This window comes from Streptomyces sp. NPDC041135, assembly GCF_055592085.1.
Map to the genome: position 1 here is coordinate 1 of NZ_JBVIYZ010000033.1, position 16,149 is coordinate 16,149.

The following is a 16,149-nucleotide window of genomic DNA, read 5'->3' on the forward strand; positions in this document are numbered from 1 at the left end:
GCTCTCCGCCTGGAACATCCAACTCTGATGTTCCGGACTAACCGCTGACCTGCCACAACTTGCTCTGAGCGGGCCGGGATTCCGGGATCCTTCCGCCCGACTGAGCAGATTCCCCCTGAGGGGCAGTCTCACCCGGCTCGGCCCACGCCGCATCCAGCACGCCACGCGTCTGCTCCTCCGCCTCGGCGAACAGGTGAGCGTACGTCCGCAGCGTCGTCATGACGTCCTTGTGCCCCAGCCGCTTTTGTACGACCTTCGGATTCTCCCCACCAGCGATGAGCACGGAGGCGTAGTGGTGGCGCAGCTCGTGCCAACGCCGCGCCTGAAGATCCGCCTTCTTGCAGATGTTCTTGACCGCCCAGTCGAGCGTCGACTCGCCGATCGGCTTGTGCCCCGGCATCGTGAACACGAGCCCGGCCCACTCCCCGCCAGCCGCTGTCGGGTGCGCGGCAACGTAGGCCGCGAGCAGGTCGACCGCTCGTTGTGTGAGTGGGATGGTGCGAAGGCCGGCGCCGGTCTTCAGCTTGTCGAAGTACAGACCCTTGCCCCCCTCGTACACCATTTGCCGGTCAACGCGCAGGGTCCGCCGGAGGAAGTCGATGCGGTCGAGGGTGAGTCCGCGAATCTCGCCGGAGCGGAGGCCTGTCAGCGCGGTAAATTCGATCATGGCGGCCCACAGCGGCTTGTACGCAGCTGCGATCATCTGCCGGACCTCGGCCACATCCGGAGGCTGCACGGTGGCCTCAACGAGCGTGGGGGCTTTGATGCCGTCGAACGGACTCACGGCGATGACGCGGTCGACGACGGCCAGCTTGAAAACGCCACGCACGTACCGCGCGACGCGGTTCGGGTAGCCGCCCTTCAGCTTGTACTTCGTGGTGAGGAGCTGCTGCCAGGCGCCGGCCTCGCTGGGCTTGATGGAGCGGATCTGCCGGTTGCCCCATTCGGGAATCAGGTAGCGGTCGAGGGCGCCGCGGTACTCCTTGACGCTGCGGCCGATGATGTTCTGGGCAGGCAGCCACGTCTCAAGCGCATACTTCTCGACGGTGACAACGCCTGCCTTTGGGTCGAGCCAGGATCCGGTCTGCTTCGCAGACTCCTGCTTGATGATCTCCTGCTCGGCCTCGGTCTTTGTCCGGTGAAGCGACGTAATCTCGCGGCCGTTGGGGGCGTCGTAGCGGGCCTGCCAGCGCTTGCCCTTCCCGTGGACCTTGGATGCGACGAGCCCTTTGTGTTCGCCGCATTCAGGGTCCCCGGGCGCAGGGCGGCTCTTGTGCCAGCGGTCAGCGACGTATCCCATGCAGTGCCCCCAGGATGGTTCCGGCGTCGAAGCCGGCTCCTGCGAGTGCGTACGCGGCTTGCGTGCGGAGCTCGGGGTGGTGCGCGGCCTCGGTGTTGATGACGGCGACGGGTCGGCCGTCGCTTATGGCGGTGAATGCGGCGATCCCGCGTCCGAGGTTAGCGGCTATCACTGGGCTGGATTCGGGCATCGAGCACCCCCGTGCGTAGGCGACCCGGAGCGATGGACTCCGGGTGTCGGGAGCATATGCCGTGTGACCACATGGTCGCTATCTGTATGCGCAAATTGTTGAAGGTTGCACGCAAAACGTCTTCAGATCAGACCGTGCTGGCGCAAAACGTCCAAAGCCGCCTTCGTGGACGCCTTGATCTCCGCAGCGGAAGCGTGCTCCGACGCTCGCACCAGAGCATGCGTCAGATCCACTTCGAGCCGCTCCTCGTCGATCACGGCCTGCACATCCACGTCCTGCCATCCGCCTGGGGGCGCCTTCCCGGCTAGAGCGTCGTCGATCCATGTGTCCGGCAGGCCGAGGGCCTTGACGATGGGGTAGAGGGACTGGGGCAGGCGGGCCTTCGGCGGCTGGCCTGACTCGGCGTTCTGCACGCTGCGGTGGGAGACGCCGGCCTTGGCGGCGAGGTCTTCCTGTCGCAGGCCTTCGGCGGCACGCCTGCTGGCGATGGTGCGGCCGATCCTCGACCAAACTTCCGGGTCGCGGTTCATGGCGGCCTCTCCTCTGATCACTCCGTTGCGTCCTGCCCGACGCTCGCTAGGCACCGATAGGCACCGATAGGCAACAGGTTAGACGGTGATCAAGGCCCATGCGAGACGGGATCCGGGCAGCTTTACCCAAAGAAGAACGGGGCGCATCCATCCGGCTACAGGATGCATCTCAATGCGTCTCACGTTGCTTCGTTGCGCATCGATGTGTATCGTCCTTCCTGTGCAGCCCGATGGACCGAAAATCCGACGGCAGCGCGAGCTACGCGGCTACGGCCTGCGCGGATTCGCCAAAGCCGCCCGAATCAGTCACGCCTACCTCTCTCGCATAGAGAGAGGCGAACGGCGCCCGCAACCCGAGGTCATGGCCCGCATAGCCAGCGTCCTCAACTGCCGGATCGCCGACATCCAACGAGACGCAACGGAGAGCAACGATGAGCGACAGGATCGCTGACTCGCCCCTGATGACCACCAAGGAACTGGCCGTACTTCTTCGGAAGTCGCCGGCCGCAATTCGGCAGATGCGGTACCGGGGCGACGCGCCCCGCGGCTTCCGCCGTGGCCGAGACACGCTCTACCGCCGGTCCGAGGTGGAGCGGTGGCTGGCGGCGCAGGAGGCCGGGGACCGCATCGGCCAGCGCGCCGCGGCCTAACCCCCAACGAATTCGGGGCCGGACGGACCAGGCCCGGTCCGTACACGACCCCTCGAACCCACTGACAAGGAGTGGATCCATGAATCTCATGGTACCGACGAACATCCCTTCGGGTGACCGGCGCACGACGCGCGTCGCCCTCCCGCCCGCGCTGGACCCGCTGCACGACGCGTCCCGTCGGCCGATGCCGGCGCCGCCGTTGGACATCGCGGTGAGGCAGGCGCGTTGGGCGCTGGAGAAGTACGGGTCCGCGAGCATCCACGACCTGCGCGCGATGGTGTCGGCGGCGACGGTGCTGGACGGGATGCTGCGGGATGTGCTGGCGGCGTTGGACGCGGAGCGTGCCGCATGAGCGCCCTCAAGGACGCCGTGCAGGCGTTCGTAGACACTGGCTGGTCGAAGCAGGTCGCCCGCGAGATCGTCGCGGCGGTCCGCGCCGAGGCGATGGACGCTGCAACTCGGAAGTTGCAGGCCGCAACCCAGCAGCTCCGCGCCCAGGTAACTGAGCTGCTGGCGGAGCGGCACGCCACGAATGAGGCCCTCGCCGAGGCGCACGAGGCGCTGCGGGTGCAGCGGGACCGGATCGCCGAGCTGGAGACCGCGATCACGCACGACGACCCGTGCCGTCCGTGCGGTTGCTCGAAGCGGTTCGACCGCCACGCCTGGGGTTGCCCCACACTGCCTGCCGACGACGTCCCGCTGCTGGGACAGCGGGAGGGCCTGGACGACGACGAGCCGGACGACTGCATCGCCATCCCGGATGACTGGCGTGCGCGTCGGCAGTTGGAGGACCCGCACACGAGTCCGCTGCACCACGACTACGCCGTGCCCCGCGACCTGCCGTTCATCCCCGGCCAGACGACCGGCCGTTGCCCCAAGGGCCACACGTTCGAGGACTGCACCTGCGGAGGTGACCGCTGATGGGCCGCCGCTGGATGCGACGCCCGCTCGCCAACCACAAGTTGCGGGCCGACGACTGCCGACGTCACCCCGGCATGTGGATCGAGGTCGGCATCTACAACTCCGGCCAGTCCGCCCAGTCGACGGCCCGGCACATCTGCCGCGCCGACACCCTGCCGCAGTACGCCCCGGCTGGGGCGTTCGAGACGCGTACCGCGCTCGTCGACGACGGCACCGCCCTGTACGCCCGCTACACCGGAGACGCCCGATGACCGACCTCGCCATCTACCAGCCCGGCAGCCTCGCCGCCCAGATGGACTACGCCAAAGCCATGGCCGCCTCCGACCTCCTCCCCCGCCAGTACCAGGGCAAGCCCGCCAACCTCCTCTGGGCCATCTCCTACGGCCAGACCCTCGGCGTCGCCCCCCTGACCGCCGTCCAGTCCATCCACGTCATCAACGGCAAGCCCACCGCTTCCGCCGACCTGATCGCCGGACTCGTCCGCCGCGCCGGCCACAAGCTGCGGGTGAACGGCGACGACAAGCGGGCGGTCGCGCAGATCATTCGGGCTGATGACCCGGAGTTCACGTTCGAGGTCGTGTGGACGATCGAGCGGGCGCAGGCGGCGAAGCTGACGTCGAAGGACACGTGGAAGAACTTCCCGGCCGCGATGCTGAAGGCGCGGGCGATCACGGAGGTGGCGCGGGCCGCCTGCTCGGAGATCTTGCAGGGGACGATCTACACGCCGGAGGAGCTCGGAGCGAACGTCGACGCGGACGGGATGCCGATCGAGGCGCCGGTGCAGCAGCTCCGGCCGGTGCAGCAGGACGAGCCGGACCCGTGGGCCACGCCGACCCGGGACTTCCTCGCGGAGGCCGAGGCCGCTGCCGATGTCGATGCCGTTCGGCAGATCTGGCGCGAGGCGAAGCAGGCGGGCATGCCGGCGCCGGTCCTGAACGGGATCGTCGAGATCAGCAAGCTGAAGGCCACCCGGTCGGAGCCGGAGGTGGTGGAGGGCGTCGTCGTCGAGGATGTCGAGCTCCCCGCCGACGAGCACGCCGCCGCCGTCGCCGCCATCCGCGCCTTCGCCGACGAGCACGGCATCGACGACATCGACCGCGACGCCCACGCCGCTCTCGGCGCCCCCCTCGATGCCGTCTCGGCCGCCGCGATCTGGGGCCTCCTCTCGGCCCTCACCGACGGCGCCAACGCTGACGCCATCGCCAGCTGACCCACGCACAGCGGGGCGCCCCGGCCGGAATCTGGGGCGCCCCACTCCCAAGGAGTAGCACATGTCGCTGAAGGACCAGGCCACCCGCGTGGCCATCCTCGACACCCTCGCCAAGACCATCGCTGACGAACTCAAGGCGGCGAAGGCCGACCTGGAAACCGGGCTCCGTGCCGCGAAGGCCGAGACCGGCACGCAGACGATCGCCGTCGACCTGAACGGCGCCGACATCGGCAAGGCCACCCTCGTCCAGAACAAGCCCGCCGCGACCGTCGTCAACGAGGCGGCCCTCCTCGCCTGGGTCCGCACCGTGGCGAAGAGCGAGATCACCACCCGGATCGTCACCGAGATCCGGCCCGCGTGGCGCAAGCAGCTCCTCGACACCCTCACGGCCACCGGTACGGCGGAGTGGGCGGACCCGGAGACCGGCGTCATCCACACCGTCCCCGGCGTCGAGCTGGTCGGCCGGGCGGCGCACACCCGGCTCACGATCCCTGCGGAGGGCAAGGCGGCGATCGGCCGGGCGTGGCGGTCCGGTGAGCTGAAGAGCATGGGGCTGCCGGAGCTGACGGCCGGCGAGCAGGAGGTGGCGTGATGCGACTCCCCTTCATCTCCCGCCGCCGCGCGCAGATCAGCATCGCCGTCGCCACGGCCGGGCTCCGTGCCGACCTCGAAGCCACGCAGGCCGAGCTCGCCACCGAGCGTGCCGACCGTCGGAAGGCCGAGGCCCGCGCGGCCCAGCTGGACCAGCGGCTGTACGAGATGCAGCTCACGACCGAGCTCCACGACCAGGAGCTGCACGCGAAGGAGGCCGACGCGTGACCACCGAGACTCCCGTGGTGGGGATGACCACCCTCCCCACCACGGGCACCAACCGCTACATCCCCGCCCACGGCACGGAGTCCCGCTACCGCGGCGCCCGCAATGGCTCCTGGACCCGCTGCCACTGCGACCTCTGCGTCGCCGCCCACTCCCGCGCCTGCAAGCGCCGCAGCCTGGAACGCCTCTCCGGCAAGCCCCCGCTGTACCCGGGCGAACCGCTCATCCAGCACATCAAGAAGCTCAACGAGGCCGGCATGAGCAACGAGCTCATCGCCCGACGCGCAAGGGTGGCGTCCTCCACCATCAGCTACCTGGTCCGAGGCCTCACCAAGTCGTGCCTTCGGAAGAAGGCGCTCCGGATCCTGGCAGTCCAGCCTGGCGACTTCGACGAGCGTGCGGAGCGTCCTAGCGCCGGAAGCCGTCGCCGACTGCAGGCTCTGTACGCCATCGGCCACAACCCGGAGGCCATCTCCGCCGAGACCGGCATGGCCACGTCTGCGATCAGCTCGATCGCCAACGGGCACACCCGGCAGATCGACGCTCCGTCCGCCACGGCCATCGAGAAGGCGTACACCGTCCTCCGAAACATCGAGGGAACGAGCGCCAAGGCGCGTCGCCGGGCAGCCCAGATGGGCTGGCGGGATCCGCTGTGGTGGGAGGACATGGGCCACATCGACGACCCGGCCTTCGACCCGACTGCGGCCGAGCAGGAGCTGAACCGGGACGAGCTGGCCCGCCTCCGCCGCGAGGAGATCGAGCACCTCGCCTCCTACGGCTTCGAGGCCGAGCAGATCGCCGAACGCCTGAACCTGCACATCAGCACCGTCCGAGCCGTCCTCCACGAGATCCGTACCGGCCAGCGCCGAGACAGGAAGGCCGCAGCGTGATGACTCTCGCCATCCCCGTGGAGATCGCCGAGCAGGGCGTGTGCGGGCAGGTCGACCCGGAACTGTTCTTCCCTGAGGCCGGCGGCTCGACGGTCCTTGCCAAGCGGATGTGCGCCGTGTGCCCGGTCCGCGTGCAGTGCCTCGACTGGGCACTCGCCAACGACGTCCGCCACGGCGTCTGGGGCGGCCTCTCGGACCGCGAACGCGCCCGCCTCCGCCGCCAGGCCGTCGAAGCCGCCTGACCCCACGCCCGGGGCTGTGCGCCCCGGGCACCCGATCCACCCTCCCGCACTCCAGGAAGAAGCCGCACATGCCGTGGTTCGCACTCGACGATGGGTTCGACACCCACCCGAAGGTCCGCAAGGCCGGCAACGCTGCGGCTGGACTCTTCACCCGCCTCGGGGCGCACTGCGCGAAGCACCTGACCGACGGCCACGTCGACGGCGCCATCGTCAGGGACTACGGCACCCCGGCCCAGATCCGCAAGCTTGTCGACGTCGGCATGCTCCACACCCCCGGTCACGGCTGCTCGCACCCGAAGTGCCAGCAGCCGGCCCCCGGCGACTACTACCTCCACGACTACCTCGACTACAACAAGTCGCGGAAGCAGATCGAGGCAGCCCGCGAGGCAGGTCGGCAGCGGCAGCAGAAGGGCCGCGACAACGCCCGCGACGACAGAAAGTCGCGCGATTCTGGAGCCAAACGCGGCGCAAACTCGCGTGAAAATGGCGCGAGTTTCGCTCCAAACCGAGACGAAAATGAGGGCCTGTTTCCGGAAGGAACCGCAGGTCAGGAGGATGTGTCACGGCGTGACACCCTCCAGGGTGCTACGGGTGTCCCATCCCCTCCCATCCCATCCAGTACTCCCTACGGGAGTACCTCCTCCCCTACCCCCTCCTCCAACCACAGCTCCGACGTGGTTCCCGCCAGCAGCGGAAGAGGAGAGATCCAACCCCTCATCGACGCCATGCTCGCCCGCGGCATGAACGTCACCTGGACGTTCCACGGCAGCGAATGGGTCGACCTCCGCGACGCCATCCGCCGAGTCGGCATCAACGACCTCGTTGACTACGCCACCCGCTCCTGGCAAGCAGCCCGCGACAAGCCCCACAGCGCCCGCTACTTCCTCCGCGGCTGGATCGGCCTCCAGGCCGCCGCCCCCGGCTTCACGCCGCCGCCCTCCAAGGGCCAGTCCTACCTCGCCCAGATGGCCGCCCACGCCGAGCGGCTCCGCGACCAGACAGGAGGTGCCTGATGCACCCCGCCCAGATCCCCGAACTCATCGCCCGTATCGCCCTTGCCGACCCCCGCGTCCGCCGCGAGGACCCGGTCGAGCAGACCGCCCAGATCGACATGTGGGCCGGCATCCTCGCCGACGTCCCCTACGAGTACGCCCTCCAGGCCGCCCACGCCCACTACGCCAAGTCGACGTGGCCGATCCTCCCCGCCGACATCGCCAGCCGCTGGGCCGCCGACGTGGCCGACCGCCTCAACCGTCACGTCGGCACCTTCGAGCCGACCGCCCACCCGTGGCTCGACCCCGACGACGAGGCCGGCTACCGCAGGACGCTCGCTGCCGAACGCCACGCCGTCGCCATTGGCGCCCAGCCCCCGAACGAGCTGAAGGCCATCACCGCCGGCCCCGCAGCTGCCGAAGTGCAGGCCCGCCTCGACCAGATGGGCACCTACATGCCCCCGTCGGTGAAGGAGACCCTCGCCGAGCTCCGGCCCGAGGCCGTCGAACGCGAGCGCCTCATCCGCTCCGGCCTCGCCGACCCCCGCTCCGTCGCCTGCCCCTGGGACGCCTGCCGCGCCCCCCAGGGACAGCGCTGCCGGACAAACGGCAAGGACCGCCGCGAGTACCACCCCGGCCGCATCCAGGCCGCCACAGCAGCCCTCCAGGACGTTGCGTGACGCCGGCCGGGCGCCTCGCCACCACCCGCGCCCTCCTCGACACCCCGCCCCCGGCCCCCGTCCCCGGACAGACCGCCATCCCCCTCGCCGCCATCGCCGTCATAGACGCCGCCGAAGAAGACGCCACCACCTGCGGCGACACCGACCACGCCCGCGCAACCCGCGTCGCCACCTACCTCACCGACAGCGGCTGGACCATCACACCCACCCAGGAGACCTGATGCCCGACCTGTTCGCCGGCCCCGGCGGCATCGACCACGCCGCCCGCCAGCTCGGCATCCACCTCACCGGCATCGAGTGGGACGCCAACGCCGTCGCCACCCGTGTCGCCGCCGGACTGCCCACCATCCACGGCAACGTCCGCGACTACCGGCCCGACCACACCCCGACCGAAAGCGTTCTCGCCGCCGGCCCGCCCTGCCAGACCTTCAGCATCGGCGGCACCGGCAAGGGCCGCGCCAGCCTCGACCTCCTCATCGCCGCCGTGAAGAACGCAGGCATCAACGGCCACGTCACCGTCCCTGCCGGCCTCGACGACCGCACCAGCCTCGTCCTCGAACCCCTCCGCTGGATCCTCGCCGCCAACAACGGCAACAACCCGTACCGCGCGATCGTCCTGGAGCAGGTCCCCGCGGTCCTCCCCATCTGGCAGGCGTACTGCGAAGTGCTCGAAGCCCGCGGCTACAGCGCCGCCTGCGGGGTCCTGAACGCCGAGGAGTACGGCGTACCCCAGACCCGCCGCCGCGCCGCCCTGGTGGCCCGCCTGGACGGCCCGGTGGCCCTCCCGAAGTCGACGCACCGCCGGTACGAGAGAGGCGTCCCGCAGGCGGCCGGAGACCCCACGCTCCTGCCGTGGCGGTCCATGGCCGACGCCCTGCCCGAGCGTGGCCCGTTCACCGTCGTCTCCAACTACGGCACCGGCGGCGACCCGAAGAACCGCGGCCGACGGTCGTCCGACCAGCCCGCGTTCACCGTCACCGGGAAGATCAGCCGCTTCCGGCTCTTCGACCCCGACGGCCGCGAACTCCCCCGCTTCACCCACGCCGAAGCCGGCCAGCTCCAGGGCTTTCCCGCCGACCACCCGTGGTCCGGCCGCGACATCAGCCAGCAAGTTGGGAACGCCGCACCCGTCCAGCTCGCCCGCGCACTCCTCACCGCGACCGCCGCCTGACATGCCGCAGGCCGCCCCCGCGGCAATCGGGGGCGGCCCGACACCGACACTACCCACGACAGGAGCACCCCGCCCGTGAAGTCGCCCGTCCCGTACTTCGGCAGCAAGCAGCGCATCGCCCCGTGGATCGTCAGCCTCCTGCCCGCCCACGAGCACTACGTCGAACCGTTCGCCGGCGGCCTGTCCGTCCTCCTCGCCAAAGCCCCGTCCCGCATGGAGACCGTCAACGACCTCGACGGCGAACTCATGACCTTCTGGCGCGTCCTGCGCGACCGGCCCCAGGACCTCGTCCGCGCCTGCGCACTCACCCCTCACGCCCATGCCGAACACGCTGCCGCCTACACCCCGGCCCTGAACGGAGACGAGCTGGAGACTGCGCGCCGCGTGTTCATCCGCCTCACCCAAGGACGCTCCGGCACCCTGCGGCGTACCGGCTGGCGGCACTACATCGATCCCTGCGGCTCCGCCACCTCCATGTCCGACCGTCTCGACGCCGCGGTCACCCGGCTCGCGGCCGCGGCTGAGCGACTGCACGAGGTCAGCCTCGACTGCCGGCCCGCCCTCGACCTGATCGAGAAGTACGGGCGCGGCCGCGAGGTCCTGCTGTACGTCGATCCGCCGTACCTCGGCACGACCCGGCCGTGGTCGAACTACCGCGTCGAGATGAAGGGCGACGCGGACCACCGCGACCTCGCGGCCGCGCTCCGGGGAGCCACCGCCACCGTCGTCCTGTCCGGGTACGACAGCCCCCTGTACGCCGACCTGTACGCGGGTTGGCACCGGTACGAGCAGCAGACCATGACCGGCAACGCCAAGACGGCGAAGGACCGGACCGAGGTCGTGTGGGCGAACCGTCCGCTCGCCGGCCAGGACGGACTGTGGCCCGCCGCTTGAGCATGCCGCAGGCCGCCCCGCTCGTCGGAAGCAAGCAGGGCGACCCGACCCGACACTACCCACGACAGGAGCACACCGTGGCCCCCACCCTGACCGAGCACCTCGCGGCCGTCCGTGCCGAACTCCTCGCCGGATTCACCACCGAGGAGTGGGCCGTCGGCCGAGTCCTCTGCCCCGCCGGCGAGAAGTGCACCACGCAGACGGCGATGCCGAGCCTGTTCGTGCCGCTGAAGACCGGGCGTCTGCCGATGCACCGCGGCTTCCTCGGCAAGCCGTGCGACGGCGCCCACCAGAAGCCCACGACGCCGCCGCTGCGCCTCCGCCCCACCACCTGACCTTCGCCGCACGCCGGGTCGTCCCCGTGGCGGCCCGGCCCCAACACCAGGAGCAGCACATGACCGCCGATCTCCCCGACTTCCTGATCACCTACATGGAGAAGCAGCGCGCCACCCGCGCCGACGCGGTGAACGCCGTCCTCAGCTCACTCACTGAACGCGAGCAGGGCCTCGTCCACGACGCCGCCGTCATGGGCTACGTCCAGGGCATGCGGCACCCCGAAGGCGAGCGGATCGGCAAGGACCGACAGACGGTCGCCCTCGTCCTCGACGCCTGCCTCGCCTTCCCCGACCTGTACCCGACCGTCGCCGGGATCCGGGACGCCGCCCGTCAGGCCAGCGGAGCCCACATCTGCCCGGACGGCGAGCCCTGCCCCGGCCACGACGAGCCCGCCGCCGGGCTGGACGCCGCCCAGCCGGCCAACGACCCGCTCACCCCGGCCGACCGCCAGTTCCTCCGCTTCGCCCTCGCCCAGGCCGCCGCCGTCATGTTCTCCGAGGACGACTTCACCGACGAGGACTGGGCCGCCCTCGAACGCCTCCGCGCCTTCGCCGGACCGTCCCCCGAGGAGCAGGCCGCCGAGACCCTCGCCGCCGCCGACGTCGAGGAGGACGAGACCCGATGACCCAGCCCGAACCCGCCGTCGGCAGCGTCTGGCGATCCCGCTACACCACCGGCCTCCGCGTGATCGTCAACGCGACCGACAGCTACAACGGCGTCCAGGTCACCGACCTCGACCCCACCGGCCAGCTCCGAGACCGAAGCCGCTGGACCACCGTGCAGATGCTCCACAACGCCTACGAGGAGGAAGGCCGATGACCGCCGCCTCGTACCCCGTCATCCGCTGCGACGGCAGCACCCTCTGCGACGCCGAGGCCGGCTACCCCGGCGCCACGACAGTCGCCGAGGTCCGCCGCGGCGCCCGTGAGTGGCACCCGCGGCCCGGCGGCCGCGACATCTGCCCCGACTGCTGGAAGGACGGCCGTCGATGACCCGCCACCTCGCCATCGACCTCACCCACCTCGCCGACGCCTGGCAGGAAGCCCTCGGCTACCCCCTCCAGCAGCTCGACGGACACCTCGCCTCCACCATCGGATCGGACTTCGGCCGCGCCCAATCCCGCATCTCCAGCCAGCCCCGGCGCTTCACGCCCCTGGTCACCGACTACGACGCCACTCTCACCGCGCTCCGCACCCTCGGCCGGGACCTCGTCGACGCGCCTACCGGCACCACCATCCGCATCACCACCGGAAAGGAACAGCCGTGACCCAGCCCGAACCCTACGAGCTCCCCGCCCTGCACTTCACCACCGCCGGCCCCGACGGCACGACCATCGCCCACCGTGTCGACATGTCCGCCCCCATCAGCCTCCGCGACCGGGCTCTCCTCCGCGCGCTCCTGTCCACCGCCTACGGGCTCCTGAACGCGACCGAGGCCGACGCCATCCGATCCGACAGGAACGCCCGATGACCCAGCCCGAGCCCGCCCAGCCCCAGCCCCAGCCGACGACGGACCCCCTCCGCAACCTCGTCGACCGCGCCGAACGCGGCCAGCTCACCGGAGACGAAGCCGCGCGGCTCCGCGACGGCATCGGACAGCTGTACGCCGAGATCGAGCGGATGAAGCTCCTCGTCGCCGCCAGCAGCGAGGACGGACAGGCCGTCCGCATGGCCGCCCGCTTCGCCGAGAAGGCCAACGAGCAGCGCACCCGCGCCGCCCGGGCCTCGGCCGCCCTCGACGCCGTCACCTCGCCCGAAGCCATCCGCGCCGCCGCCTTCGCCATCAGCGACTACGCCCTCACCCACCTCGGCCGCGACCTCGGCACCATCCACATCGAACCCATGGCCGAAGCCGGACTCCGCGCCGCCCTCGACGCCCACACCAACCCCAAGGACCAGACGTGACCGCCCCACTCACCCCCGGCGACATCATCCACGGCTTCGCCCACGGCGCCTTCGGCCGCGACCACTACCACTGCGTCCGCATCGAAGCCGTCGGCCCCGACTGGATCGTCGCCCGCGACCCCAACCGTGGCGACCACGACGACCCCAGCTTCACCTCCGGCCGGCACGCCTTGGAGCTCTGCCAGGAAGCCCGCGACGAGCCCTGCCCCAACGACGACCCCTGCCCCCTGGCCAACGTCCGGCAGCCGCTTACCTCCTGGCTGACCCAAGGGACCCGCGACCTATCCATCCCCGACCCCCGCTGACCGGACGACCCCCGCACAACCCCCAGACACGGCAAAGCCCCCACCCGCAATGGGTGGGGGCTTCCCCTATGCCCTACTCGTCCCGCTTCAGATCGGTTCGTTGACCCTGCCGGCTCTTCCGCGACTCGAAGTACGGCTTAGCCACCCGATAGTCGACCACCTTCGTCCGGCCCACCGGCACCACCGGCGGGAAGTCCGGATCCGTTCGCGCGATCGTCGACACCCGCTGATGGGTGATGCGTGGCACCACCCCGTCGGCGACGAGGCGGCGCGCTAGCTCTCTGAAGCTCACCATGTCTGGCCCCCCTTCGGGCTCGGTCATGGGCACCATCTTCCCTGACTTGGTTGCCACTTGGCAACGAAGTCACTACGCTCGTTCTGGCAACAACAAAGCGCCCCGGTCGGTGGCTAGACCGGCCGGGGCAGCCCATCCCTGCTGCGAACAGGAGACAGGCCCATGCAGCGTACAAGCCAGCCCCCCAACATCCCCACCCTCCTCGGCGCACTCGCCGACCGGCTCGACGCCAAGTACGCCACAAAGCCCGTCGACGAGCGCCTCGTCCTCGCCCAGTGCCTCGTCGTCACCGACACCGCCCACGGCAACACCGCCACCGCCGAGACCGCCGAACGCGCCCTCGTCGACGCCCTCCCCCCGATCCGCCACGGTGACACCCGCGCCGACTACGCCACCCGCCTCCGCCTCATCGCGACGGGAGCCGTGGCCTGATGGACACCCCCACCTACGAGGCGCCCCCCGAGCCGGACTACAGCCCCCGGCCGAACCCGATCGCCGACACCCCCGCCACCCACGACGCGTGCGCCCGCGACTACGCCGCCGCCGCCCCCGTCCGCGCCGAACTCGACAAGCAGGCCACCCGATGAACCGCATCACCGCCCCCGACCACATCCTCCAGGCCCTCCGCTACGCCGCCGAATGGCTCACCATCAACCGCCCCGGCCAGCCCATGACCGAAATCGGCCGCCGCGGCGCCGCCCTCCTCACCGCCCAGGAAACCCACCCCGACGACCAGCAGGCCACCGACAAGCTCACGAGGGAGCTCCTCGCCCTCATGCCCGCGCCCAGCACCGGCACCCGCGCCCAGTACGGCCAGCAGCTCCTCGACGCCACCGCGAGGGCCCGATGAACCTCGCCTGGGTCAAGACACCCCTCCTCGTCCCCGCCTCGCTCCTCTCCGCAGGCAGCCTCGCCTGGACCACCTGGTCCCTCGTCGACCTCCTTGGCGCCGGCCCCATCGGCCTCACCGTCGCCATCGGCGCCGACATCATCTGGGCCAGCGTCATCTGGGCCGAAGCCCGCGGCCTCCGCATCGCCGGGTACCGCTGGCCCGTCGCCGCCATCGGATGGGCCGCGCTCCTCGCCGTCGCCGTCTTCCTCGTCTGGCACGGCATCGACCGCGCCCACGCCGCCATGGCCGTTGCCGGACCGCTCCTCCCCGTCGGCGCCAAGCTGGTCTGGCTCCTCGCCATCTCTGACATGCGCGACCCCGCCGCCCTCACCGACGACGAACGGGCGCAGCTGGCCGCCATGGAGCGCGCCATGCGGTTCGACGAGGCGACGCACCGGTACGCCCTGCGGCGCCGCGAGATGGACGCCGAGGGCCTCCTCGCCGACGTGTCCGTCGACTTCGAGATCGAGCTTGCCCGCCAGGACAAGGCCCGCGAGCTCGCCCGCCGAGCACCGATCGCGATCGCCCCGATCACGCCCGAGCAGACCCCGAGCAGCCCGATCACGCCCGCGAGCACCCCCGAGCAGCCCCACGCTTCGGGGCGCCCCGAACCCACCGCGACCAGCGCGATCGCCGATCGCGAACAGAAGAGCATCGCCGATCTCGCCCGCGAACAGGTCGCGATCCACCCGACCAACCCGGCCGCCACGGACGCGATCTGCACGCTCCGCCCCGACGCCGATCGCCCGTCCGTGGGCGCCGCTGTTCGCCGTGCTCGCCGCGAGATCGATGGAGGAACCTACCGATGATCTGGGCAACCCTCGGCGGCGTCACCATCGGCCTCGCCCTCCTCATCCGCCACCTCATCCAGTGGTGGCCCGGCCTCAAGTCCCTCCAGGCCGCGCCCCTCCAGCACGCTGGCCGTCTCCTCCCGTTCATCGCCGCCTGGTGCTACGGCGCCCTCGCCATCCTCACCCTCGGCGGCCTCATCGGCTGGGCAGCGGACACCACCCTGTGGATCACGAACTGGCTCGGCGACGCCGCCCTCGTCTGGGGCGTCGGCGGACAAGCCGGCGTCACCTCCCGAGGCGGCGCCTACCTTCCGCTCACCCAGACCGGCGGCGCCCTCGTCCTCCTCCTGACCGTCGCCCTGGTGACGGCCGTGAAGAAGTCCAGCCGCGGCCAGGATCTGAAGGCCGGGGCGTGGTGCGGGATCTGCCTCGGCACCTCGGCCGGGATCGCCGGGTTCGCCGCCGTCCCGCTGGCGCAGGCCGCGAACACGATCGGCGCGACCGTGTACGGGGCGATCGCATGACCGCCGACGAGCTGACGCCCGTGGAGGAGCCTGAGCGCTCCTCCCGGGCGGCCGGCGGATGCGTCCTGGTCCTCGGCCTTGGCGTGGCCGGGGGAGTCGTGCACGCGGTTCCCGAGCTCGGCTACACGGTTGCCGGGGCGCTGGCCGTAGTCGCGGTCGGCAAGGTCCGCGCATCACTTTCGCGGCGCCGCGAAAGCGACGAGACCGAGGCGGACGAGGCCGAGCCGGTCGACATCGTGGCCGTCCTCCAGGAGTTCGGCGAGGGCGGGCACAGCGTCCTCCTCACCGTTCTGAAGGACGCTGCCGGACTCCCCGACACGAAGGCCGTGCGCGCGCTCCTCGACGAGGCCGGCATCCCCATCAAGCGAGGGGTGCGTACCCCGGGCGGTAACGGGCCCGGTGTCCACCACGGCGACATCCCGACCCCTCTCCCCGAGAGCGACGCCCCTTCTGGCGGCTGTGTTTGTGCAGGTCACGCTGCCAACGCCAACACCAACAACACGGCGGAAGGGGGGGCCGGAGAGGGGTTGCGTGTAGACCGCATCGGCCACGCCGGGACCATCGTCCGCACCCCCGCCGAAGCCGCCCGCCACCACGCCGTCACCCCCTGAGAGGA

General features: G+C 70.8%; 32 protein-coding genes. 29 read left to right on the forward strand and 3 right to left on the reverse strand.

Going from position 1 to position 16,149, the window contains the following annotated elements:
• Nucleotides 1-37: 37 nt before the first annotated feature.
• The gene (locus ACZ6CZ_RS34425; protein WP_467185729.1) at nt 38-1,300 is read right to left on the reverse strand and encodes a tyrosine-type recombinase/integrase; all 1,263 of its coding nucleotides are present in this window, start codon (nt 1,298-1,300) and stop codon (nt 38-40) included.
• A gap of 312 nt (nt 1,301-1,612) precedes the next feature.
• On the reverse strand, nt 1,613-2,020 hold the full coding sequence (locus tag ACZ6CZ_RS34430) for a helix-turn-helix domain-containing protein (protein ID WP_467185728.1): 408 nt from the start codon (nt 2,018-2,020) through the stop codon (nt 1,613-1,615).
• A 202-nt stretch (nt 2,021-2,222) separates the two neighbouring features.
• Between ACZ6CZ_RS34430 and ACZ6CZ_RS34435 the strand changes: the two genes are divergently transcribed.
• From ACZ6CZ_RS34435 to ACZ6CZ_RS34545, 23 genes are all read left to right on the forward strand, one after another.
• Nucleotides 2,223-2,471: a helix-turn-helix domain-containing protein gene (locus ACZ6CZ_RS34435; protein ID WP_469029407.1), complete on the forward strand. Its 249-nt coding sequence runs from the start codon at nt 2,223-2,225 to the stop codon at nt 2,469-2,471.
• Entirely contained in the window at nt 2,452-2,670 is a 219-nt protein-coding gene (locus ACZ6CZ_RS34440; RefSeq protein WP_467185727.1) for a helix-turn-helix transcriptional regulator, read from the forward strand. Before ACZ6CZ_RS34435 ends, ACZ6CZ_RS34440 begins: the two co-directional genes overlap by 20 nt.
• Before the next feature lie 79 nt (nt 2,671-2,749).
• A complete protein-coding gene (locus ACZ6CZ_RS34445; RefSeq protein WP_467185726.1) occupies nt 2,750-3,022 on the forward strand; it encodes a hypothetical protein in 273 nt (90 codons plus the stop codon).
• Entirely contained in the window at nt 3,019-3,591 is a 573-nt protein-coding gene (locus ACZ6CZ_RS34450) for a hypothetical protein (protein ID WP_467185725.1), read from the forward strand. Before ACZ6CZ_RS34445 ends, ACZ6CZ_RS34450 begins: the two co-directional genes overlap by 4 nt.
• A complete protein-coding gene (locus tag ACZ6CZ_RS34455) occupies nt 3,591-3,842 on the forward strand; it encodes a hypothetical protein (RefSeq protein ID WP_467185724.1) in 252 nt (83 codons plus the stop codon). The genes ACZ6CZ_RS34450 and ACZ6CZ_RS34455 overlap by 1 nt, the downstream gene beginning before the upstream one ends.
• Complete coding sequence (locus ACZ6CZ_RS34460; protein ID WP_467185723.1) at nt 3,839-4,801, forward strand: recombinase RecT; 963 nt, start codon at nt 3,839-3,841, stop codon at nt 4,799-4,801. The genes ACZ6CZ_RS34455 and ACZ6CZ_RS34460 overlap by 4 nt, the downstream gene beginning before the upstream one ends.
• Nucleotides 4,802-4,862: 61 nt before the next feature.
• The gene (locus ACZ6CZ_RS34465) at nt 4,863-5,393 is read left to right on the forward strand and encodes a hypothetical protein (RefSeq protein WP_467185722.1); all 531 of its coding nucleotides are present in this window, start codon (nt 4,863-4,865) and stop codon (nt 5,391-5,393) included.
• Entirely contained in the window at nt 5,393-5,620 is a 228-nt protein-coding gene (locus tag ACZ6CZ_RS34470; protein ID WP_467185721.1) for a hypothetical protein, read from the forward strand. Before ACZ6CZ_RS34465 ends, ACZ6CZ_RS34470 begins: the two co-directional genes overlap by 1 nt.
• Nucleotides 5,617-6,507, forward strand: a complete 891-nt coding sequence (locus ACZ6CZ_RS34475; RefSeq protein WP_467185720.1) for a hypothetical protein — start codon at nt 5,617-5,619, stop codon at nt 6,505-6,507. Before ACZ6CZ_RS34470 ends, ACZ6CZ_RS34475 begins: the two co-directional genes overlap by 4 nt.
• Nucleotides 6,507-6,749, forward strand: a complete 243-nt coding sequence (locus ACZ6CZ_RS34480) for a WhiB family transcriptional regulator (RefSeq protein ID WP_467185719.1) — start codon at nt 6,507-6,509, stop codon at nt 6,747-6,749. The genes ACZ6CZ_RS34475 and ACZ6CZ_RS34480 overlap by 1 nt, the downstream gene beginning before the upstream one ends.
• 68 nt (nt 6,750-6,817) lie before the next feature.
• Nucleotides 6,818-7,762, forward strand: a complete 945-nt coding sequence (locus ACZ6CZ_RS34485; RefSeq protein WP_467185718.1) for a hypothetical protein — start codon at nt 6,818-6,820, stop codon at nt 7,760-7,762.
• Nucleotides 7,762-8,421 (forward strand): zinc finger domain-containing protein, encoded by a 660-nt coding sequence (locus ACZ6CZ_RS34490; RefSeq protein WP_467185717.1) that lies wholly within the window; start codon nt 7,762-7,764, stop codon nt 8,419-8,421. The genes ACZ6CZ_RS34485 and ACZ6CZ_RS34490 overlap by 1 nt, the downstream gene beginning before the upstream one ends.
• Nucleotides 8,418-8,642: a hypothetical protein gene (locus ACZ6CZ_RS34495; RefSeq protein ID WP_467185716.1), complete on the forward strand. Its 225-nt coding sequence runs from the start codon at nt 8,418-8,420 to the stop codon at nt 8,640-8,642. Before ACZ6CZ_RS34490 ends, ACZ6CZ_RS34495 begins: the two co-directional genes overlap by 4 nt.
• Nucleotides 8,642-9,592, forward strand: a complete 951-nt coding sequence (locus ACZ6CZ_RS34500) for a DNA cytosine methyltransferase (RefSeq protein ID WP_467185715.1) — start codon at nt 8,642-8,644, stop codon at nt 9,590-9,592. Before ACZ6CZ_RS34495 ends, ACZ6CZ_RS34500 begins: the two co-directional genes overlap by 1 nt.
• A 75-nt stretch (nt 9,593-9,667) precedes the next feature.
• A complete protein-coding gene (locus tag ACZ6CZ_RS34505) occupies nt 9,668-10,486 on the forward strand; it encodes a DNA adenine methylase (RefSeq protein WP_467185714.1) in 819 nt (272 codons plus the stop codon).
• Between the two features lie 77 nt (nt 10,487-10,563).
• Nucleotides 10,564-10,821 carry a hypothetical protein gene (locus ACZ6CZ_RS34510; RefSeq protein ID WP_467185713.1) on the forward strand — a complete coding sequence of 86 codons (258 nt, stop codon included), beginning with the start codon at nt 10,564-10,566 and terminating at the stop codon, nt 10,819-10,821.
• A gap of 59 nt (nt 10,822-10,880) precedes the next feature.
• Nucleotides 10,881-11,447, forward strand: a complete 567-nt coding sequence (locus ACZ6CZ_RS34515) for a hypothetical protein (protein WP_467185712.1) — start codon at nt 10,881-10,883, stop codon at nt 11,445-11,447.
• Nucleotides 11,444-11,641: a hypothetical protein gene (locus ACZ6CZ_RS34520; RefSeq protein ID WP_467185711.1), complete on the forward strand. Its 198-nt coding sequence runs from the start codon at nt 11,444-11,446 to the stop codon at nt 11,639-11,641. The genes ACZ6CZ_RS34515 and ACZ6CZ_RS34520 overlap by 4 nt, the downstream gene beginning before the upstream one ends.
• Nucleotides 11,638-11,814: a hypothetical protein gene (locus tag ACZ6CZ_RS34525; protein WP_467185710.1), complete on the forward strand. Its 177-nt coding sequence runs from the start codon at nt 11,638-11,640 to the stop codon at nt 11,812-11,814. Before ACZ6CZ_RS34520 ends, ACZ6CZ_RS34525 begins: the two co-directional genes overlap by 4 nt.
• The gene (locus tag ACZ6CZ_RS34530) at nt 11,811-12,089 is read left to right on the forward strand and encodes a hypothetical protein (RefSeq protein WP_467185709.1); all 279 of its coding nucleotides are present in this window, start codon (nt 11,811-11,813) and stop codon (nt 12,087-12,089) included. Before ACZ6CZ_RS34525 ends, ACZ6CZ_RS34530 begins: the two co-directional genes overlap by 4 nt.
• Entirely contained in the window at nt 12,086-12,292 is a 207-nt protein-coding gene (locus ACZ6CZ_RS34535) for a hypothetical protein (protein WP_467185708.1), read from the forward strand. The genes ACZ6CZ_RS34530 and ACZ6CZ_RS34535 overlap by 4 nt, the downstream gene beginning before the upstream one ends.
• Complete coding sequence (locus tag ACZ6CZ_RS34540) at nt 12,289-12,726, forward strand: hypothetical protein (RefSeq protein WP_467185707.1); 438 nt, start codon at nt 12,289-12,291, stop codon at nt 12,724-12,726. Before ACZ6CZ_RS34535 ends, ACZ6CZ_RS34540 begins: the two co-directional genes overlap by 4 nt.
• Nucleotides 12,723-13,031 carry a hypothetical protein gene (locus ACZ6CZ_RS34545; protein WP_467185706.1) on the forward strand — a complete coding sequence of 103 codons (309 nt, stop codon included), beginning with the start codon at nt 12,723-12,725 and terminating at the stop codon, nt 13,029-13,031. The genes ACZ6CZ_RS34540 and ACZ6CZ_RS34545 overlap by 4 nt, the downstream gene beginning before the upstream one ends.
• 73 nt (nt 13,032-13,104) lie before the next feature.
• On the opposite strand, the gene ACZ6CZ_RS34550 is transcribed toward ACZ6CZ_RS34545, so the two are convergent.
• Nucleotides 13,105-13,353 (reverse strand): hypothetical protein, encoded by a 249-nt coding sequence (locus ACZ6CZ_RS34550; RefSeq protein ID WP_467185705.1) that lies wholly within the window; start codon nt 13,351-13,353, stop codon nt 13,105-13,107.
• A gap of 135 nt (nt 13,354-13,488) precedes the next feature.
• Here ACZ6CZ_RS34550 and ACZ6CZ_RS34555 point away from each other — a divergent pair, with 135 nt between their 5' ends.
• The 6 genes from ACZ6CZ_RS34555 to ACZ6CZ_RS34580 are packed head-to-tail and all read left to right on the forward strand — an operon-like array spanning nt 13,489 to nt 16,144.
• A complete protein-coding gene (locus ACZ6CZ_RS34555) occupies nt 13,489-13,758 on the forward strand; it encodes a hypothetical protein (protein ID WP_467185704.1) in 270 nt (89 codons plus the stop codon).
• Nucleotides 13,758-13,913: a hypothetical protein gene (locus ACZ6CZ_RS34560; protein ID WP_467185703.1), complete on the forward strand. Its 156-nt coding sequence runs from the start codon at nt 13,758-13,760 to the stop codon at nt 13,911-13,913. The genes ACZ6CZ_RS34555 and ACZ6CZ_RS34560 overlap by 1 nt, the downstream gene beginning before the upstream one ends.
• On the forward strand, nt 13,910-14,176 hold the full coding sequence (locus tag ACZ6CZ_RS34565; RefSeq protein WP_467185702.1) for a hypothetical protein: 267 nt from the start codon (nt 13,910-13,912) through the stop codon (nt 14,174-14,176). Before ACZ6CZ_RS34560 ends, ACZ6CZ_RS34565 begins: the two co-directional genes overlap by 4 nt.
• Nucleotides 14,173-15,027 (forward strand): hypothetical protein, encoded by an 855-nt coding sequence (locus tag ACZ6CZ_RS34570; protein ID WP_467185701.1) that lies wholly within the window; start codon nt 14,173-14,175, stop codon nt 15,025-15,027. Before ACZ6CZ_RS34565 ends, ACZ6CZ_RS34570 begins: the two co-directional genes overlap by 4 nt.
• Nucleotides 15,024-15,533, forward strand: coding sequence for a hypothetical protein (locus tag ACZ6CZ_RS34575; RefSeq protein ID WP_467185700.1), 510 nt, complete (start codon nt 15,024-15,026; stop codon nt 15,531-15,533). The genes ACZ6CZ_RS34570 and ACZ6CZ_RS34575 overlap by 4 nt, the downstream gene beginning before the upstream one ends.
• Complete coding sequence (locus ACZ6CZ_RS34580) at nt 15,530-16,144, forward strand: hypothetical protein (protein ID WP_467185699.1); 615 nt, start codon at nt 15,530-15,532, stop codon at nt 16,142-16,144. The genes ACZ6CZ_RS34575 and ACZ6CZ_RS34580 overlap by 4 nt, the downstream gene beginning before the upstream one ends.
• Nucleotides 16,145-16,149 lie beyond the last annotated feature (5 nt).

Coding starts and splice junctions, on each gene's coding strand:
- ACZ6CZ_RS34440 (WP_467185727.1), top strand. CDS start 2,452: ATGAGCGACAGGATCGCTGACTCGCCCCTGATGACCACCAAGGAACTG.
- ACZ6CZ_RS34485 (WP_467185718.1), top strand. CDS start 6,818: ATGCCGTGGTTCGCACTCGACGATGGGTTCGACACCCACCCGAAGGTC.
- ACZ6CZ_RS34515 (WP_467185712.1), top strand. CDS start 10,881: ATGACCGCCGATCTCCCCGACTTCCTGATCACCTACATGGAGAAGCAG.
- ACZ6CZ_RS34460 (WP_467185723.1), top strand. CDS start 3,839: ATGACCGACCTCGCCATCTACCAGCCCGGCAGCCTCGCCGCCCAGATG.
- ACZ6CZ_RS34560 (WP_467185703.1), top strand. CDS start 13,758: ATGGACACCCCCACCTACGAGGCGCCCCCCGAGCCGGACTACAGCCCC.
- ACZ6CZ_RS34550 (WP_467185705.1), bottom strand. CDS start 13,353: ATGACCGAGCCCGAAGGGGGGCCAGACATGGTGAGCTTCAGAGAGCTA.
- ACZ6CZ_RS34480 (WP_467185719.1), top strand. CDS start 6,507: ATGACTCTCGCCATCCCCGTGGAGATCGCCGAGCAGGGCGTGTGCGGG.
- ACZ6CZ_RS34555 (WP_467185704.1), top strand. CDS start 13,489: ATGCAGCGTACAAGCCAGCCCCCCAACATCCCCACCCTCCTCGGCGCA.
- ACZ6CZ_RS34465 (WP_467185722.1), top strand. CDS start 4,863: ATGTCGCTGAAGGACCAGGCCACCCGCGTGGCCATCCTCGACACCCTC.
- ACZ6CZ_RS34430 (WP_467185728.1), bottom strand. CDS start 2,020: ATGAACCGCGACCCGGAAGTTTGGTCGAGGATCGGCCGCACCATCGCC.
- ACZ6CZ_RS34570 (WP_467185701.1), top strand. CDS start 14,173: ATGAACCTCGCCTGGGTCAAGACACCCCTCCTCGTCCCCGCCTCGCTC.
- ACZ6CZ_RS34540 (WP_467185707.1), top strand. CDS start 12,289: ATGACCCAGCCCGAGCCCGCCCAGCCCCAGCCCCAGCCGACGACGGAC.
- ACZ6CZ_RS34435 (WP_469029407.1), top strand. CDS start 2,223: ATGTGTATCGTCCTTCCTGTGCAGCCCGATGGACCGAAAATCCGACGG.
- ACZ6CZ_RS34470 (WP_467185721.1), top strand. CDS start 5,393: ATGCGACTCCCCTTCATCTCCCGCCGCCGCGCGCAGATCAGCATCGCC.
- ACZ6CZ_RS34580 (WP_467185699.1), top strand. CDS start 15,530: ATGACCGCCGACGAGCTGACGCCCGTGGAGGAGCCTGAGCGCTCCTCC.
- ACZ6CZ_RS34425 (WP_467185729.1), bottom strand. CDS start 1,300: ATGGGATACGTCGCTGACCGCTGGCACAAGAGCCGCCCTGCGCCCGGG.
- ACZ6CZ_RS34565 (WP_467185702.1), top strand. CDS start 13,910: ATGAACCGCATCACCGCCCCCGACCACATCCTCCAGGCCCTCCGCTAC.
- ACZ6CZ_RS34445 (WP_467185726.1), top strand. CDS start 2,750: ATGAATCTCATGGTACCGACGAACATCCCTTCGGGTGACCGGCGCACG.
- ACZ6CZ_RS34520 (WP_467185711.1), top strand. CDS start 11,444: ATGACCCAGCCCGAACCCGCCGTCGGCAGCGTCTGGCGATCCCGCTAC.
- ACZ6CZ_RS34525 (WP_467185710.1), top strand. CDS start 11,638: ATGACCGCCGCCTCGTACCCCGTCATCCGCTGCGACGGCAGCACCCTC.
- ACZ6CZ_RS34530 (WP_467185709.1), top strand. CDS start 11,811: ATGACCCGCCACCTCGCCATCGACCTCACCCACCTCGCCGACGCCTGG.
- ACZ6CZ_RS34500 (WP_467185715.1), top strand. CDS start 8,642: ATGCCCGACCTGTTCGCCGGCCCCGGCGGCATCGACCACGCCGCCCGC.
- ACZ6CZ_RS34455 (WP_467185724.1), top strand. CDS start 3,591: ATGGGCCGCCGCTGGATGCGACGCCCGCTCGCCAACCACAAGTTGCGG.
- ACZ6CZ_RS34450 (WP_467185725.1), top strand. CDS start 3,019: ATGAGCGCCCTCAAGGACGCCGTGCAGGCGTTCGTAGACACTGGCTGG.
- ACZ6CZ_RS34490 (WP_467185717.1), top strand. CDS start 7,762: ATGCACCCCGCCCAGATCCCCGAACTCATCGCCCGTATCGCCCTTGCC.
- ACZ6CZ_RS34575 (WP_467185700.1), top strand. CDS start 15,024: ATGATCTGGGCAACCCTCGGCGGCGTCACCATCGGCCTCGCCCTCCTC.